At 71.6% G+C, this 14067-nt stretch carries 14 protein-coding genes; 3 read left to right on the top strand and 11 right to left on the bottom strand.

Features of this window, described 5'->3' with window-relative positions:
• Positions 1 to 7 precede the first annotated feature (7 nt).
• Both MK786_RS14545 and MK786_RS14540 read right to left on the bottom strand, forming a co-directional pair.
• A complete protein-coding gene (locus MK786_RS14545) occupies positions 8 to 475 on the bottom strand; it encodes a hypothetical protein (protein WP_241112954.1) in 468 nt (155 codons plus the stop codon).
• The gene (locus tag MK786_RS14540; protein WP_241112953.1) at positions 465 to 1145 is read right to left on the bottom strand and encodes an RNA polymerase sigma factor; all 681 of its coding nucleotides are present in this window, start codon (positions 1143 to 1145) and stop codon (positions 465 to 467) included. Before MK786_RS14540 ends, MK786_RS14545 begins: the two co-directional genes overlap by 11 nt.
• A 113-nt stretch (positions 1146 to 1258) precedes the next feature.
• Here MK786_RS14540 and MK786_RS14535 point away from each other — a divergent pair, with 113 nt between their 5' ends.
• Positions 1259 to 2014: a GMP synthase gene (locus tag MK786_RS14535; protein WP_241112952.1), complete on the top strand. Its 756-nt coding sequence runs from the start codon at positions 1259 to 1261 to the stop codon at positions 2012 to 2014.
• Here the strand turns inward: MK786_RS14535 and MK786_RS14530 are convergent, their stop codons facing one another.
• The 7 genes from MK786_RS14530 to xylA form a co-directional block, all read right to left on the bottom strand.
• Positions 2015 to 2815, bottom strand: a complete 801-nt coding sequence (locus MK786_RS14530; RefSeq protein WP_241112951.1) for a tryptophan-rich sensory protein — start codon at positions 2813 to 2815, stop codon at positions 2015 to 2017.
• A 70-nt stretch (positions 2816 to 2885) separates the two neighbouring features.
• Positions 2886 to 3386 carry a glutaminase gene (locus MK786_RS14525; protein ID WP_241112950.1) on the bottom strand — a complete coding sequence of 167 codons (501 nt, stop codon included), beginning with the start codon at positions 3384 to 3386 and terminating at the stop codon, positions 2886 to 2888.
• Positions 3383 to 4585, bottom strand: coding sequence for a cation:proton antiporter (locus MK786_RS14520; protein ID WP_241112949.1), 1203 nt, complete (start codon positions 4583 to 4585; stop codon positions 3383 to 3385). The genes MK786_RS14525 and MK786_RS14520 overlap by 4 nt, the downstream gene beginning before the upstream one ends.
• 66 nt (positions 4586 to 4651) lie before the next feature.
• Complete coding sequence (locus MK786_RS14515; RefSeq protein WP_277397635.1) at positions 4652 to 5383, bottom strand: GTP pyrophosphokinase family protein; 732 nt, start codon at positions 5381 to 5383, stop codon at positions 4652 to 4654.
• Between the two features lie 45 nt (positions 5384 to 5428).
• Complete coding sequence (locus MK786_RS14510) at positions 5429 to 6262, bottom strand: transposase (RefSeq protein ID WP_241112948.1); 834 nt, start codon at positions 6260 to 6262, stop codon at positions 5429 to 5431.
• 178 nt (positions 6263 to 6440) lie between these two features.
• A complete protein-coding gene (xylB, locus tag MK786_RS14505) occupies positions 6441 to 7745 on the bottom strand; it encodes a xylulokinase (protein ID WP_241112947.1) in 1305 nt (434 codons plus the stop codon).
• Between the two features lie 127 nt (positions 7746 to 7872).
• Positions 7873 to 9063, bottom strand: coding sequence for a xylose isomerase (gene xylA, locus MK786_RS14500; RefSeq protein ID WP_241112946.1), 1191 nt, complete (start codon positions 9061 to 9063; stop codon positions 7873 to 7875).
• Between the two features lie 149 nt (positions 9064 to 9212).
• On the opposite strand from xylA, the gene MK786_RS14495 reads away from it, so the two are divergent.
• The gene (locus MK786_RS14495) at positions 9213 to 10223 is read left to right on the top strand and encodes a LacI family DNA-binding transcriptional regulator (protein WP_241112945.1); all 1011 of its coding nucleotides are present in this window, start codon (positions 9213 to 9215) and stop codon (positions 10221 to 10223) included.
• 266 nt (positions 10224 to 10489) lie between these two features.
• The gene (locus MK786_RS14490; RefSeq protein ID WP_241112944.1) at positions 10490 to 10798 is read left to right on the top strand and encodes a hypothetical protein; all 309 of its coding nucleotides are present in this window, start codon (positions 10490 to 10492) and stop codon (positions 10796 to 10798) included.
• Positions 10799 to 10807: 9 nt separating this feature from the next.
• On the opposite strand, the gene MK786_RS14485 is transcribed toward MK786_RS14490, so the two are convergent.
• On the bottom strand, positions 10808 to 13174 hold the full coding sequence (locus MK786_RS14485) for a beta-glucosidase (RefSeq protein ID WP_241112943.1): 2367 nt from the start codon (positions 13172 to 13174) through the stop codon (positions 10808 to 10810).
• Positions 13171 to 14067, bottom strand: a complete 897-nt coding sequence (locus MK786_RS14480) for a carbohydrate ABC transporter permease (protein WP_241112942.1) — start codon at positions 14065 to 14067, stop codon at positions 13171 to 13173. Before MK786_RS14480 ends, MK786_RS14485 begins: the two co-directional genes overlap by 4 nt.

The raw sequence follows: 14067 nt of genomic DNA, 5'->3' as shown, positions 1-14067 counted from the left end.
CGCATCGTCATACTTCGAACTGCGGTGTCTCGAAATCGCGAAGCTCGCCGGTGGAGTCCTTCACCACCATGCGCAGCCGCACCACACCAGGGGTCACGTCTTCGAATGCGAACCGGCCGTGCTCACCCGGCTCGGCCGACCACTCCCGCTCGCCCTGCACCAGCCGGATGGCCAGAGCGGTGGCATCAACCCATCCATCGACTCGGCGTCCGCCGTCTTCGGTGGCACTGGTGTGCAGAAGCACGCTGGTCGTCCCGTCGCTGAACTGCAGCGTCGCGGTGTCGGCCTCGCCGCGCACTGCGGCGAGGGAACCCTCGACCAGGGTCAGCAGCGCGTACTCGCGGGTGAGGTCCTCGACGGCCACTGCGGCGACCATCCGGTCGACGAGACCCGCCGGCACAGGATCGACCCCCTCCCACATCGCGCGCATTCGTGCGAAAAGCGCCGCATCCGCGGCGAAGTCCTCATTGTCCATCGTCCTGTCCTTCCCATCCTGAGCCCTCGAGCTCTGCCCGGAGCTTGGCGAGACAGCGCTGGCGGGTCGGTCCGATGGACCCGATGGGCATCGCCAGGTCCTGCGCGATGCGGGCATAGTCGGGACGGTCCTCGAACGCGACGATCCGCAGCAGACGCTGGCATCGTTCATTGAGCGTCGAGACGGCATCCCACAGCCGACGTGTCGCGTCGTCTGCGGTGGCCGTCTGCTCGGCGGATTCGTGGACAGGCAGGTGGGGTTCGAGCGCCTCGGCTTCCGTCGGGTCCGCCCGACGCTGCTGCTTGCCGACGCGCCACGCCTCGCGGCGTGCGCACATGGTGAGCCACCCCGACACGGCCTGCGCGTCGTGGATGGTCTCGTGACGCCGCACGAGCGTCAGCCACGTCGTCTGCACGACGTCCTGAGCAAGTGCGTGGTCGAGACCGTACGCGCGCACGACATGCCACAGCGGCGGTGTCATGAGCCTCACGAGCTCGTCCATCGCGCGACTGTCGCCTTCGCGCCACCGCACGAACAGGTCGGCTGCGCGTTGCCATCGCGCCGGCTCGACGGAGTCGATCGTTCCCGCCGACTCTCCGTGCGACGGTGCCAGGTCGCGCGGGTCCTCTGGCGGCGGCGAGGCCCCAGCCTCGGCGTCCGCGTGCGTCATGACGCCAATTCTGTCCACACTACGAGGAGAGCGATAGATCCCCCCTGATACAGCGTGTCGCGGGATTTCCCGGCCGTCGCGTGACGGTGGGGCCGCCGCCTAGACTTCTGCGCATGACGACCGCGCCGCTGCTCTATGTCTGCGTGCGGCCGCAGCAGGGCGCGGCGGCCGCCGAGTACGAGTCGTTCCGCACCGCGATGAGGCTGGATGAGGCGGAGGTCCACCGGATCGACCTCGTGCGCGAGCCGCTCCCCGACGACGTCTTCGACCGCTACAGCGGGTTCCTCGTCGGCGGCAGCCCGTTCAACGTCGCCGATCCCGAGTCGACGAAGACCGACGTGCAGCGACGTCTCGAGGGCGCCCTCGAGCGGATCGCGCGTCGGGTGGCCGACGGCTCTGCCGGCCACGAAGGGCCGGCGGCGCTCTTCACGTGCTATGGGATCGGCGTGGTCACCCGTATGCTCGGGGGCGAGGTGAGCCGCGCCTTCCCCGAAGACACCGGACCGGTAACGATCGAGCTCACCGACGCCGGCCGCGCCGACCCGCTCTTCGGCGGACTGGCCTCACGCTTCACCGCGCTCACCGCGCACAAGGAGGGCACCGCGGCGCTCCCGCCGGACGCGACGCAGCTCGCGGTGAACGCCGCGTGCCCGGTGCAGGCCTACGTCGTGGGCGACCGCCTGTATGCGACGCAGTTCCACCCGGAGCCCACGACGAAGGCGTTCACCGAACGCATGGCGGTCTACCGCGACGACGGCTACTTCGAGGCGGAGCACTACGACGCCGTCGCGGGGCGCGTGCTCGCGGCATCCGTCACCGAACCGGTCCGGCTCCTGCGCGCGTTCGCCCGGCGATTCGGCGCGGCCTGATCAGACCTCGGCGTTGCGCACGTCGGCGACGCGATGCACGAGTGCGCCGGCCAGCGGAACGAGCAGCACGACCGCGGCCACGACGATCGCGGCGACGCCGATCGGGGTGCTCTCGGGCTCGCCGGCGAGGCGTCCGACACCGATCCACGTGAGTCCCCACGCCATCGCCAGCCCGGGGGCGACGCGCCAGCCGCTCGCCCACGCGATGCCGATGCCGATGCCGGCGACCACCACGAGGACCGCGATCCCCCACAGGGCGGCGCTCTCACCGGCCTCGGCGGGGACGATCGTCGTGAGCCACGCCGACGTGTTGGCGACGGTGGCGAGGGTGACCCAGCCGAGGTGCAGGCCGGTCACGCCGTCGATGAGCAGGGCGTCGAGCACACCGCGCCCCGGATTGAGGAGCGTGGCGCGGAAGGTCACGCACAACAGGGCCAGCAGCAGCACGATCGACAGCACAGTGAGCGGCAGCGTCAGGAATTGCGCCGTCACGAGCCAGAGCCCGTTGAGCACCATCGTGCCGGCGATGAGCCAGCCCACCGCCCGCTGCCGCGAGCGCTCGCGCTGCCGCGGGAACGCCTGCCATACCGTGTAGGCGAACAGCCCGACATAGATGACGGACCAGATCGAGAACGCCGTGCTGGCGGGCGCCAGGTACGAGCCCTCCGACGAGAGCGCGCCGTCCTGCAGGTCTTCGACTGACGTGCCGCCGAACAGGCCCGAACCGACCATCGCGGCGACGATCATGAAGCAGAAGGCGCTGATGACGACGATCTGGCGAGTGAGATCCTTGGCGGCCATGCCCTCACGCTACGGAAGTCGGCTGACGCGCCCACCCCTGTTGACAGGAGACGGGCACTCCCCTACGAGGTCACGCGCCGGCGGGCGGGTCGAGCAGGAGCCCGATCCGCTCGTCGAGGTAGCGGTCGAGGGGCATGAAGCCGCCGGAGGTGCTCCACCGGATGCTCGGGACGCCGGCGACGAGGGCGAGCGGGCCGTCCGACGCGCCCGAGCCGGCCCCGGTGCCGTCGAGGGCGGCGGGATCCAGCATCCGCCACCCGATGTGCACGGTCTCGCCCTCCTCGAACCCGCCGCGACGTGCGGCCGCGGCGAGTTCGCCCCGGCGCCGCTGCGATTCGGCGGTGTACCCGCGGATGGTCTCGCTGCGGGCACGGATGATCTCGCCCGTCGCGAGCACGGCGTCGTCGGTCAGCAGCAGCGCGCCGAGGTGCCATGCGGTGCCTGCGCGCACGATCCGCGGGGCGCGGGCGATCCCGAGCACACGACGCGGCGAGACGAGCTCGCCGAGGGCTTCCCGCCGTGCCGGGGTGAGGCGTTCACGGGCGGCATCGAGGATGGCGGCGACGCTCATGCCATGTCGTCCTCGACCGGCACGGCCGATCCGACGCGCCGCTCGCCGCGGATGCTCATCGCGACGAGGGGGAACAGCAGCACCGAGAGCATCCCGGCGCCCACGAGGAGTGCGGCCGCGGCCGACGAGAGGATGCCCTCGTCGAGGCCGATCGCCGTCACCGCGACGATGATCGGCAGCGCCGTGGCCCCCAGCAGCGCGACCGACAGCCGGTCGCGGCGGGTCGACGCCTCGGGCGCAGCGAGCGTCGAGGGGAGTCCGCGCACGAGGAACAGCACGACGAGCACGACCGGCAGCAGCAGGAGCAGGACAGGCTGCGCGATCAGAGCCTCGAGGTCGAACGTGACCCCGGTGTAGATGAAGAACACCGGCACCAGGAAGCCGAACGCCAGCGCCTCGACCTTGCTCTCCACTGCAGATCGGTCGGACTCGGCGGCGTCGCGCATGAGCAGGCGCCAGACGATGCCCGCGGCGAAGGCGCCCAGCAGGATGTCGAGGTCGAGCACCACGCTGATCGCGATCAGCGCCGCCAGGATGACGAGCACGACGCGGATCGCGAACTGCCCGGACGTGTGCAGCGTCGAGTTGACGAAGCGGTGCATCGCACCACGCGGCACGTGCAGGGCGAGCCAGATCGCGAAACCGGCCAGCAGGACGAACAGCAGCAGCACGACCGTCGACGCACCGGGCGCCCGGCCGCCGAGGAACACCGAGATCGCGATGAGCGGCCCGAATTCTCCCATCGCCCCGATCGCGCCGATCGCCTTGCCGAACGGCGTCTTGAGCTCTCCGGCGTCGCGCAGGATCGGCAGGATCGTGCCCAGCGCCGTCGAGCACAGTGCGATGCCGATGATCACGGCCTCCTCGCCCGGCACGAAGATCCAGGCCAGCCCCACGCCGAGGAGCAGGCTCAGCAGCCATCCGAGCGATGCCCGTCGGCCGGTACGGCCTCGGAACGCCGCGAACTCGATCTCGGACCCGGCGACGAAGAACAGCATCGCCAGGCCGAACTCCGAGAGGACGTCGATGAAGGCATCCGGCTGCGCCCATCCGAGCACGCTGGGGCCGACGAGGATGCCGAGTACGAGCTCGAACACGACGATCGGCACGCGCACCCATCGCCCCAGTCCGCGGGTTGCGAGCGGCGCGAGGACGCCGAGGATCGGGATGATCAGCAGCGTCGGCTCGAGATCGTCCACGGACTCACCCTAGCGACGAGTGAGCCGCGTGGTGACGCCGGTCTGCTCCGGCCGGAGAGCCGGAGGTCAGGCCTCGATCGCGCGGACCGGCCGGGGGCGCATCGGCGGCGCCGGGTGCACCGCGCCGCGGATCTCCCGATGCAGCCGCTCCATGCGCTCGTCCAGCTCAGCGGCAGTGTCGGCGGCATCCTTGAGCTCATCGAGCAGTCCGGCGGGCACGTTGGTGTCGTACTTGTAGTAGATCTTGTGCTCGAGGCTCGCCCAGAAGTCCATCGCGATCGTGCGGAACTGCACCTCGACGGGCACCTCGACGCGGCCGCTCGAGAGGAACACCGGCACCTCGACGATGGCGTGGAGGCTCTTGTAGCCGTTCGATTTCGGCTGCGCGATGTAGTCCTTGACGGTGATCACGCGGATGTCGTCCTGCGCGGCGAGCAGGTCGAACAGGCGGTACGCGTCCGAGACGAAGCTGCACGTGACGCGCACGCCGGCGATGTCGGTGATGTGCTCGCGGATCGAGGCGAAGTCGGGATCGATGCCCTTGCGCTGCACCTTCTCGACGAGGCTGTCCGGCGACTTGACGCGGCTGGCGAGGTGCTCGATCGGGTTGTAGTCGTGCACGAGCTGGAACTCGTCGCGCAGGATGCCGAGCTTCGTCTCGACCTCCTGCATGCCGAAGCGGTACTCCATGAGGAAGCGCTCGAACTCGTCGCGCATCTCGCGCAGCTCGGCGGCCGAGACCGTGATCGAGGTGTCGTCGGGACTCGATGCGCGCGCGAGGGGCGCCGGGGTGGCCATGTCCCCACGGTAGGGACGGCGGCTACGAGACACCTGTGAGATGCCTCAGCCGTCGAGGGCGTCGCGCGCGCGTTCGGCGTCCTTCGCGGCCGATCGGGCCCGGGATGCCGCGGCCCCCCGCTCCTCCTCGACCTGCCCGAGCGCCGCCTGTGCCTTCGCCTGCTCCGCCTCGAGCCGCTCGAGGTCGCGGCGCAGGTCGTCGATGCGCTCGGAGACATGGTCGACGCGCTCCTGCAGCTTGGTCCGCTGCGCGTCGATGCGGGCGAGCTCGCGCTCGGCCTCGTTGGCGAGGCGCTCGGCCTCGCGCGCAGCCTTCTCCGCCGCCTTCCGCGCGCGTCGCTCGGCGAGGTCGTCGCGCTGCCGAGGCGCGGCGACGCCGGGGAGGGATCCGCCGACCGCGTCCACGAGATCGGCCTCCTCGAAGGCGCCCGCCTCGAGCGGACTGACGAGGCGACCCGTCATGACGGCGGCGGCGGCCGCGGCATCCATCACCGCCGCATTGATCGTCTTCTCGACGTCGTCCCGCGCCGCGGCACTGACGGCGACGCCGGCGTCCTTCGCGAGTCCGGCGGCCTGCGTGGCGAGGGCGGCGACGAGGGCGCGGCGCTGACGTCCGAGCCGGGAGAGCTCGGCGGCGTCGAGGTCGTCCTGTGCCTCGCGCAGCGCGGCCGACAACTCGAGCGCTTCGCCGAGCCGGCCGCCGCGGGCGAGGAGGTTGACCGTCCACGCGGCGACGGTGGGCTTGCGCAGCCCCTTCACCTGCGCGGCGATCGACCGGTCGGCCATGCCGGCACGGGCGTTGCGCGCAGCCGTGAACTCGGCCGGCGGGAGGACGTAGAGCTCGGCCGCGATCGCGTCGAGGTCGGAGCGCTCCGGCATGGGTTCATTCTGCCTCGGCTCGGCAGCCCGGTGGCCACGGGTGCGGGGCGCGGGCCAGACCGGGCGGCCCGCACGCAGACCGGGTGGCCCGGCAGCAGCCCGTCGGAGCGCGGCAGCAGACCGGCCTCAGCCCGTCAGCAGCGCGTCCGCAACGAGGCGGCAGTCCGGCCGGCGGGGCCTAGCCCGCGAGCACCGAGGCGGCCTGGCGCGCGGCGCCGAGCGCGACGTACTCGCCGGGCTCGGGCACCTCGACCGCAAGACCGAGCACAAGGGGGGCGATCGCCCGCACGGCCTCGGACTGCGCGCCTCCGCCGATGAGCAGCGCGCGCTCGAGCGGCACGCCGAGGCTCCGCAGGGCGTCGAGGCCCGCTGCGAGTCCCGACAGCATCCCCTCGACGGCGGCGCGCGCGAGGTTCTCCCGCGTCGTCGAGGCGAGCGTCATCCCGGTGAGCGACGCGGTCGCGTCGGGCAGGTTCGGGGTGCGCTCCCCCTCGAAGTACGGCACCAGCGCGAGGCCGTCCGCCCCGGGCGACGCCGCGAGCGCGAGCCGGGACAGCTCGGCGTGGTCGACGCCGAGCAGGCCCGCGATCGCGTCGAGCACGCGTGCGGCGTTGAGGGTGGCGACGAGCGGCAGGAAGCGCCCCGTGCAGTCCGCGAAGCCGGCGACCGTGCCCGACGGGTCGATCGTGCGCTCGTCACTGACGGCGAACACGGTGCCGCTCGTGCCGATCGACACGACGACGTCCCCCGGTCCGGCGCCCAGTCCGAGCGCGGCGCCGGCGTTGTCGCCCGCGCCGCCGCCGACGCGACGGCCGTCCGCGTCCTCGACCCACTCGTCGGGGCCGAGCACGCGCGGCAGCAGTGCGTCATGCCCGAGGCCCGCCGCCAGGAGGTCACGGTCGTAACCGGCGGTCTCGGGGTTCCAGTAGCCGGTGCCCGAGGCATCCGATCGATCCGTCACGAGCTCGTCGAGGACCGGTCCACGCAGCGACTCGCCCTCGGGTCCGAAGCCGCGCAGGCGCCAGGTCAGCCAGTCGTGCGGGAGCGCGACGGCCGCGACGCGCGCGGCGTTGGCTGGCTCGGCATCGCGCAGCCAGCGGAGCTTCGTGAGGGTGAAGGATGCCACGGGCACGAGTCCCGTGCGGCGGGCGAGCACCTCGGCGCCGAACTCGGCCGTGAGGTCGGCCGCCGCCTGCGCGGAGCGCGTGTCGTTCCACAGGAGCGCCGGGCGGATGACCCGCCCGCCCTCGTCGAGCACGACCATGCCGTGCTGCTGGCCTCCGACAGCCCACGCCTCGACATCGTCGAGACCGCCGGCGTCGGCGATCGCGGCCTGCAGCGCCTGCCACCAGGCGGCGGGGTCGACCTCGGTGCCGACCGGGTGGGATGCGCGCCCCTGACGCACGATCGCGCCGGTCGCGGCATCCGTGATCACGACCTTGCAGGACTGGGTCGACGAGTCGACTCCCATGACGAGGCTCATGTGCACTCCTTCAGGCGTCCCTTCCCGCGAGACTTCACTGGCGCGCCGAGACTGCAGCGGGTGCATGCAGTCTCGGTGCCCAGATGAAGTCTCGCGGGAAGCGGGGCGGGGTTGGGGGACGGATGCCTCAGCCGCGGGCGCCGAGCAGGTGCTCGGTCGCGAGCTGCTGCAGGCGCACGAACCCGGCGCCCTTGCCGCCCAGGTACACGCTGGGGTCGAAGTCCTCGTACGCCGAGCGATCGGCGAGGAAGTCGTCGTACGTCTCGCCCGGGTTGAGGGTCGGGGTCGCGAGCTCGTCGACCTTCGCGGCGGCGAGCGCCTCCTGCACCTCGGGGTCGGCGCGGAATGCGGCGGCGCGCTCCTTGAGCAGCAGGTAGGTGCGCATGTTCGCGGCGGCCGACTCCCACACCCCGACCTCGTCCTCGGTGCGCGAGGGCTTGTAGTCGAAGTGGCGCGGGCCGTCGTAGGCGGGCACGCCACCGGGGCCGCCGTTCTCGAGCAGATCGACGAGGGCGAAGGCGTTGTGGAGGTCGCCGTGGCCGAACACGAGGTCCTGGTCGTATTTGATCCCGCGCTGGCCGTTGAGGTCGATGTGGAAGAGCTTGCCGTGGAACAGCGCCTGCGCGATGCCGGCGGCGAAGTTGAGCCCTGCCATCTGCTCGTGGCCGACCTCGGGGTTGAGGCCGACGAGCTCGGGACGCTCGAGAGAGTCGATGAACGCGATCGCATGGCCGAGCGTCGGCAGCAGGATGTCGCCGCGCGGCTCGTTGGGCTTGGGCTCGATCGCGAAGCGGATGTCGTAGCCCTTGTCGGTGACGTAGTCGCCGAGCAGGTTCACGGCCTCGCGGTAGCGCTCCAGCGCCTGGCGGATGTCCTTGGCCGAGTCGTACTCGGCACCCTCGCGGCCACCCCACATGACGAACGTCTTGGCGCCGAGCTCGGCACCGAGGTCGAGCTGGCGGAAGACCTTGCGCAGCGCGAAGCGGCGGACGTCGCGGTCGTTGGCGGTGAAGCCGCCGTCCTTGAACACGGGCGCCGAGAAGAGGTTGGTCGTGACCATCGGCACGATGAGGCCGGTGGCAGCGAGCGCGCCCTTGAGCCGGTCGATCTGCTTCTGGCGCTCGGCGTCGGTGGACCCGAACGCGAACAGGTCGTCATCGTGGAAGGTCAGGCCGTAGGCGCCGAGCTCGGCGAGCTTCTCGACAACGTGCACGACGTCGAGCGGGTTGCGGGTGGGCCCGCCGAAGGGGTCGGTGCCGTTGTAGCCGACGGTCCAGAGACCGAAGGAGAACTTGTCGGCGGGAGTGGGGGTGGGCATGACGCTCCTCGATTCGGCGGCGAACCAGGTTCGACGGTGAACTAAATGTTGTTTAAGACAACCTATAGCATGAGCGGATGCCACGTCCACTGCTCGATTCCGAGAATTACGCTCCCGACGCCCGATACTTTCGGCGGTAGCATCGGACCATGGCCGACACGACCCGAGTGACCCTCGCCGAGATCGCCGCGGAAGCGGGGGTCTCCCTCGCGACGATGTCGAAGGTGCTGAACGGCCGCACGGATGTCTCGCCGGCGACCCGCGCCCGGCTCGAGGAGCACCTCGCCCGACACGGTTACCAGCGCCGCGCGTCCGCGCAGCGCAGCGAGTTCGTCGAGCTCGTCTTCCACGAGCTCGAGCCGATCTGGTCGATGGAGGTCATCGAGGGGGTCGAAGACGTCGCGCACGCAGCCGGTCTCTCCGTCGTGCTGACCGTGAGCGGCGACCGCCACTCGCCCGCGCCCGACTGGATCGACGGCGTCCTGCGCCGGCGACCGGTCGGGGTCGTGCTGGTGTTCAGCGACCTGGAAGCCACCTATCGCGAGAAGCTGCGGTCGCGCGGCATCCCGTTCGTCATCGTCGACCCGGCGGGCGACCCGTCGCCCGACGTGCCCTCGGTGGGATCGGCGAACTGGTCGGGCGGGCTCATGGCCACGCGCCACCTGATCGAGCTCGGTCACCACCGGATCGCCGCGATCACCGGCCCCGAGGACATGATGTGCTCGCTGGCCCGCGTCGACGGCTACCGCTCGGCCATGAACGCCGCCGGGCTGCCGATCGACCCTGAGCTGATCCGGTTCGGCGACTTCCACCCCGGCGGCGGGGAGCACCACGGCCGCGAGCTGCTGGCTCTGCCCGACCCGCCGACCGCCATCTTCGCCGGCAGCGATCTGCAGGCGCTCGGCGTCATCGCCGCCGGCTCGGCGGCGGGACTCCGCGTGCCCGACGACCTGTCCGTCGTGGGCTACGACGACATCGCGCTCTCCCGCTGGATGAGCCCGCAGCTCACGACCGTGCACCAGCCGCTGCGGCGCATGGGCGAGGAGGCCACGCGCCTCGCGCTGCGCCTCGCCGACGGCGCCACGGCCGACACCCTGCGCATGGACCTAGCGACGCACCTCGTGGTGCGCGACAGCAGCGCCCCGCCGCCCGCTCGCTGAACAGCCCGCCGGGTCGGGTGTCGCAACATCGGAGATCCGGGCGACACGCGCGGGCGAAGCATCCCTCGCCCCGCGTGTCGGGCGCGATGTCCGATTCTGGGCCTTCCCGCACCCGCGGACCTCGGGACGGGCAGAGGTTCCGATACGCCGCTGGGGCGCCCACTCACCCGGCGGACCGGGCATACCGGGGAGCCGGACCAGAGTCAAGCCTCCTGCTCCAGCGCAGGAAGCGGCGCATGATCGCTTCACGCGAAAGGAGCGCGCCCATGGTCCTGGAACTGCCGACGTCGTCGCCACGCCCGACCGCCCTGCGCTCCCGCGGAGTCCGCACGCTCCGCGAACTCCCGCCGCGCCGGCCGCAGCAGCCCGCACCGCCTGACGCCGTCGTGCGCTGGGACCGCATCGACGTCGACCGCTACGAGGTGCGGGTGCCCGAGGGCGTCGTCGGCTACATCGACGTCGTCGGGGCAGTGTTCGTCGTCCTCGCCGGCGCCCGCTCCGACCGCGCTGTCGAGGTGCTCCAGACCCTCGACTTCGACGCGGCCGTGCGGGCGATCAGCCCGGCAAGGGCGTAGCGGCGGACCTCACTCCGGGGTCACGTCGACCTTCGCGTGCAGCGCGCGTCGGCTCCCGACGTGGCGCACGTCGCCCGTCACCCGCACCGTGCGGGTCGCGACGATCTCGGCGCTCGAGCGCCCGAAGCCGAAGTCGATCGCGCCCGGCTCGACGCGGCGATGGCCGTCGGCGCCGGTGAACGACACCAGGTCGGCCGGCACCTCGAACGACACGCGCACGCGGTCGCCGACCCGCAGCGGCACGCGCGCGTACCCGATGAGCCGCTGCACGGGCCGCACGACCGATGCGACGGGATCGTGCACGTACAGCTGCACGACCTCGACGCCATCCCGCTCGCCGGCATTGCCCACGTGGATCGACACCGTCACCGACCCGTCGACTCCCATCTCGGCAGCAGAGGCCGCGGCATCCGCCCACACGAAGTGGGAGTACCCGAGGCCGTGGCCGAATGCGAACGCCGCGGTGGGATCGATGTTCGACACCTCGCTGCGCCGCGCGAGCGTCGCCGCGAGATAGGTCGAGGGCTGAGCGCCCGGGTCGCGGGGCACGCTCACCGGCAGCCTCCCGCTCGGGTTGACCCGGCCGCTCAGCACGCCGGAGATCGCCGCGGTGCCTTCCTCGCCGGCGAAGAACGTCTGCACGATCGCCGCCGCGCGCTCGGGAGCCGAGCCGAGCGCGTAGGGGCGCCCGGCCAGCAGCGTCACGACGGTCGGCGTACCGCTGTCGAGCACGGCGTCGAGCAGCGCCTGCTGCGCCCCGGGGAGCGACAGGTCGGCGACGTCGCAGCCTTCGCCGCTGGTTCCGCGGCCGAAGAGTCCGGCACGGTCGCCGAGTGCGAGCACGACGACATCGGCGGCGGATGCCGCGGCCGCGGCCGCGTCGAACCCCTCGGTCTCGCCGCCGTCGACCGTGGTGCCCTGTGCGTAGACGATCTCAGCGTCGGGGAACTCCGCGGCGACCGCATCCTGCAGGGTCGGCAGGGAGATGCCGATGGGGATCTCGGGATGCCGCACCCCGACGTGCGACGGGAACGAGTAGCAGCCCAGCACGGCGTACGGGTCCGCGGCGGTCGGCCCGACGACGGCGATGCGCTTCGGGCGGGCCAGAGGGAGGGTGCCGTCGTTGGAGAGCAGCACGACCGCCTCCTCGGCGAGACGCCGGGCGAGGTCGCGGTTGGCGGCGGGGTCGAGGTCGACGCTGCCGCGCACGTCCTCGCTCGCGCCGTCACGGTCGGCGAGCGCGGACGGTACCGGCGACCAGGCGGCGTCGAGCATGCCGAGCTCCGCCTTCTGCCGCAGCACGCGCCGGAGCGCGCGGTCGATGAGGCCCCCGTCGACCTCGCCATCCTCGACGGCGCGCACGAACGCGGGCCCGAAGGTCTTGACGGTCGGCAGCTCGACGTCGATGCCCGCAGCGAGCGCGTCGCGCGCAGCATCCGTCCACTCCTCGCTGTAGCGATGGAGCTCCTTCAGGAAGGCGATCGAGAAGTAGTCGGCGACGACCGTGCCCTCGAAGCCCCATTCGTCGCGGAGAAGGCCGGTCAGCAGCGAGGCGTCTGCGGCCGTCGGGATGCCGTCGAGGTCGGTGTACGAGTTCATCACCGAGCGGACCCCGCTCTCGCGGATCGCCATCTCGAACGGCGGCAGCAGCACGTCGGCGAGCTCGCGAGGACCCACCGAGACCGGCGCCAGGTTGCGGCCGCCCTTGGAGGCGGAGTAGCCGACGAAGTGCTTCAGCGTCGCGATGACGCCCGCCGACTCGACGCCCTGGATGTAGGCGGTCGCGACCGTGCCCACGAGGTAGGGGTCTTCGCCGATCGTCTCCTCGACGCGACCCCAGCGGGCATCGCGCACGACGTCGAGCACCGGCGCGAGGCCCTGGTGCACGCCGACGGAGCGCATGTCGTCTCCGATGCGGCGACCCATCTCGCGCACCAGGTCGGGGTCGAACGACGCTCCCCAGCTCAGCGGCACCGGGTAGGCGGTCGCGCCCCAGGTGGCGAACCCGGCGAGGCACTCCTCGTGCGCCAGTGCGGGGATGCCGAAGCGGTTCGCGGCCATGATCCGCTGCTGCGCGCGCTGGAGCGAGAGCGCGCCGGTCGCGGGGTCGACCGGAGCCGTGCCGAAGGGCCGGGTGAGCTGCCCGAGCCCCATCGGCAGGATGGCGTCGAAGTCGACATGGTCGTCCATGTCGTGCTGGTGCGGGGCGACGTCCTCGCCGTCGTCGGAGGCTCCGACCCACACGCCGTAGAGCTGCGCCACCTTCTCGGCGACGCTCATCTCGGCGATGAGCGCGTCGACGCGCTCGTCGATCGGCAGCGTCGCATCGCGCCAGGGCGCGACGCTCTCGATGCCTGCCTGGTTCGAGAGGGTCATCCCTTCACCGCTCCTGTCAGTCCGCCGACGATCCGCTTCTCGGCCACGAGGAAGAACGCCAGCGCCGGGATCATCGCCAATGAGGTGTACGCCAGGATCGCGCCGGTGTTCTGCGAGTACTGGCTGGAGAACTGCGTCACGCCGAGCGGGAGCGGCCACAGTTCCTGCGGCAGGCTGCCGGTGCTGATCACGAGCAGTGGCAGCAGGTAGCCGTTCCAGCTCGCCACGAAGGCCAGGATGCCGACCGTGATCAGGCCCGGCTTGGCCAGCGGCAGCATGATGCGCCAGAAGAACCCGATGCGCGAAGCACCATCGATCATCGCCGCCTCTTCGAGCTCGGCCGGGATCGCCCGCAGGAACGGCACCAGGATGATGATCGTGGTGGGCAGGGCGAACGCGATGCCCGGGATGATCACGCCCAGATACGTTCCGTGCAGTCCGAGCGTGCGCAGCATGAGCGTCAGGGGCAGCGCAGCGACGGTCAGCGGGAACATCAGGCCCGCGGCGAACAGCGTGTAGAGCCCCTGACGGCCGCGGAAGTCGTAGCGCGCCAGCACGAAGGCGGCCATGATGCCCGCGACGACGACGCCGACGGTCGTCGAGACGGCCAGCCCCGAGCTCGCGAAGACATTGCCCCAGAACCGCGGCGCGGTGAGCACGGCGATCCAGTTCTCGAGGGTCCACGGATCGGGCAGGCCGGCCGGGTTGGCGTTGAGGTCGGGAGTCGTGCGCAGACCCCCGATGAAGACGTAGATCACGGGGCCGACGGCGATCGCCGCGATGACGAGCGCCACGAGGTAGACGAACGGCTGGCCCCAGTCGAACCTGCGGCGGACGGGCTGAACGTCGCGGGGCTCCGCGCTGCCGGTGACGATGGTGGTGGTGGCAGACAT

Source organism: Microbacterium sp. CFH 31415, from assembly GCF_022538185.1.
In the GTDB taxonomy this organism is placed as follows: Bacteria; Actinomycetota; Actinomycetes; order Actinomycetales; family Microbacteriaceae; genus Microbacterium.
The sequence above is the reverse complement of the archived record's forward strand: the minus strand, read 5'-3'. Positions and strand labels throughout refer to the sequence as shown.

Coding starts and splice junctions, on each gene's coding strand:
- MK786_RS14515 (WP_277397635.1), bottom strand. CDS start 5,383: ATGGCCACCCCGGCGCCCCTCGCGCGCGCATCGAGTCCCGACGACACC.
- MK786_RS14495 (WP_241112945.1), top strand. CDS start 9,213: ATGGCCGACACGACCCGAGTGACCCTCGCCGAGATCGCCGCGGAAGCG.
- MK786_RS14480 (WP_241112942.1), bottom strand. CDS start 14,067: ATGTCTGCCACCACCACCATCGTCACCGGCAGCGCGGAGCCCCGCGAC.
- MK786_RS14525 (WP_241112950.1), bottom strand. CDS start 3,386: ATGAGCGTCGCCGCCATCCTCGATGCCGCCCGTGAACGCCTCACCCCG.
- MK786_RS14535 (WP_241112952.1), top strand. CDS start 1,259: ATGACGACCGCGCCGCTGCTCTATGTCTGCGTGCGGCCGCAGCAGGGC.
- xylB (WP_241112947.1), bottom strand. CDS start 7,745: ATGAGCCTCGTCATGGGAGTCGACTCGTCGACCCAGTCCTGCAAGGTC.
- MK786_RS14530 (WP_241112951.1), bottom strand. CDS start 2,815: ATGGCCGCCAAGGATCTCACTCGCCAGATCGTCGTCATCAGCGCCTTC.
- MK786_RS14490 (WP_241112944.1), top strand. CDS start 10,490: ATGGTCCTGGAACTGCCGACGTCGTCGCCACGCCCGACCGCCCTGCGC.
- xylA (WP_241112946.1), bottom strand. CDS start 9,063: ATGCCCACCCCCACTCCCGCCGACAAGTTCTCCTTCGGTCTCTGGACC.
- MK786_RS14485 (WP_241112943.1), bottom strand. CDS start 13,174: ATGACCCTCTCGAACCAGGCAGGCATCGAGAGCGTCGCGCCCTGGCGC.
- MK786_RS14540 (WP_241112953.1), bottom strand. CDS start 1,145: ATGACGCACGCGGACGCCGAGGCTGGGGCCTCGCCGCCGCCAGAGGAC.
- MK786_RS14510 (WP_241112948.1), bottom strand. CDS start 6,262: ATGCCGGAGCGCTCCGACCTCGACGCGATCGCGGCCGAGCTCTACGTC.
- MK786_RS14545 (WP_241112954.1), bottom strand. CDS start 475: ATGGACAATGAGGACTTCGCCGCGGATGCGGCGCTTTTCGCACGAATG.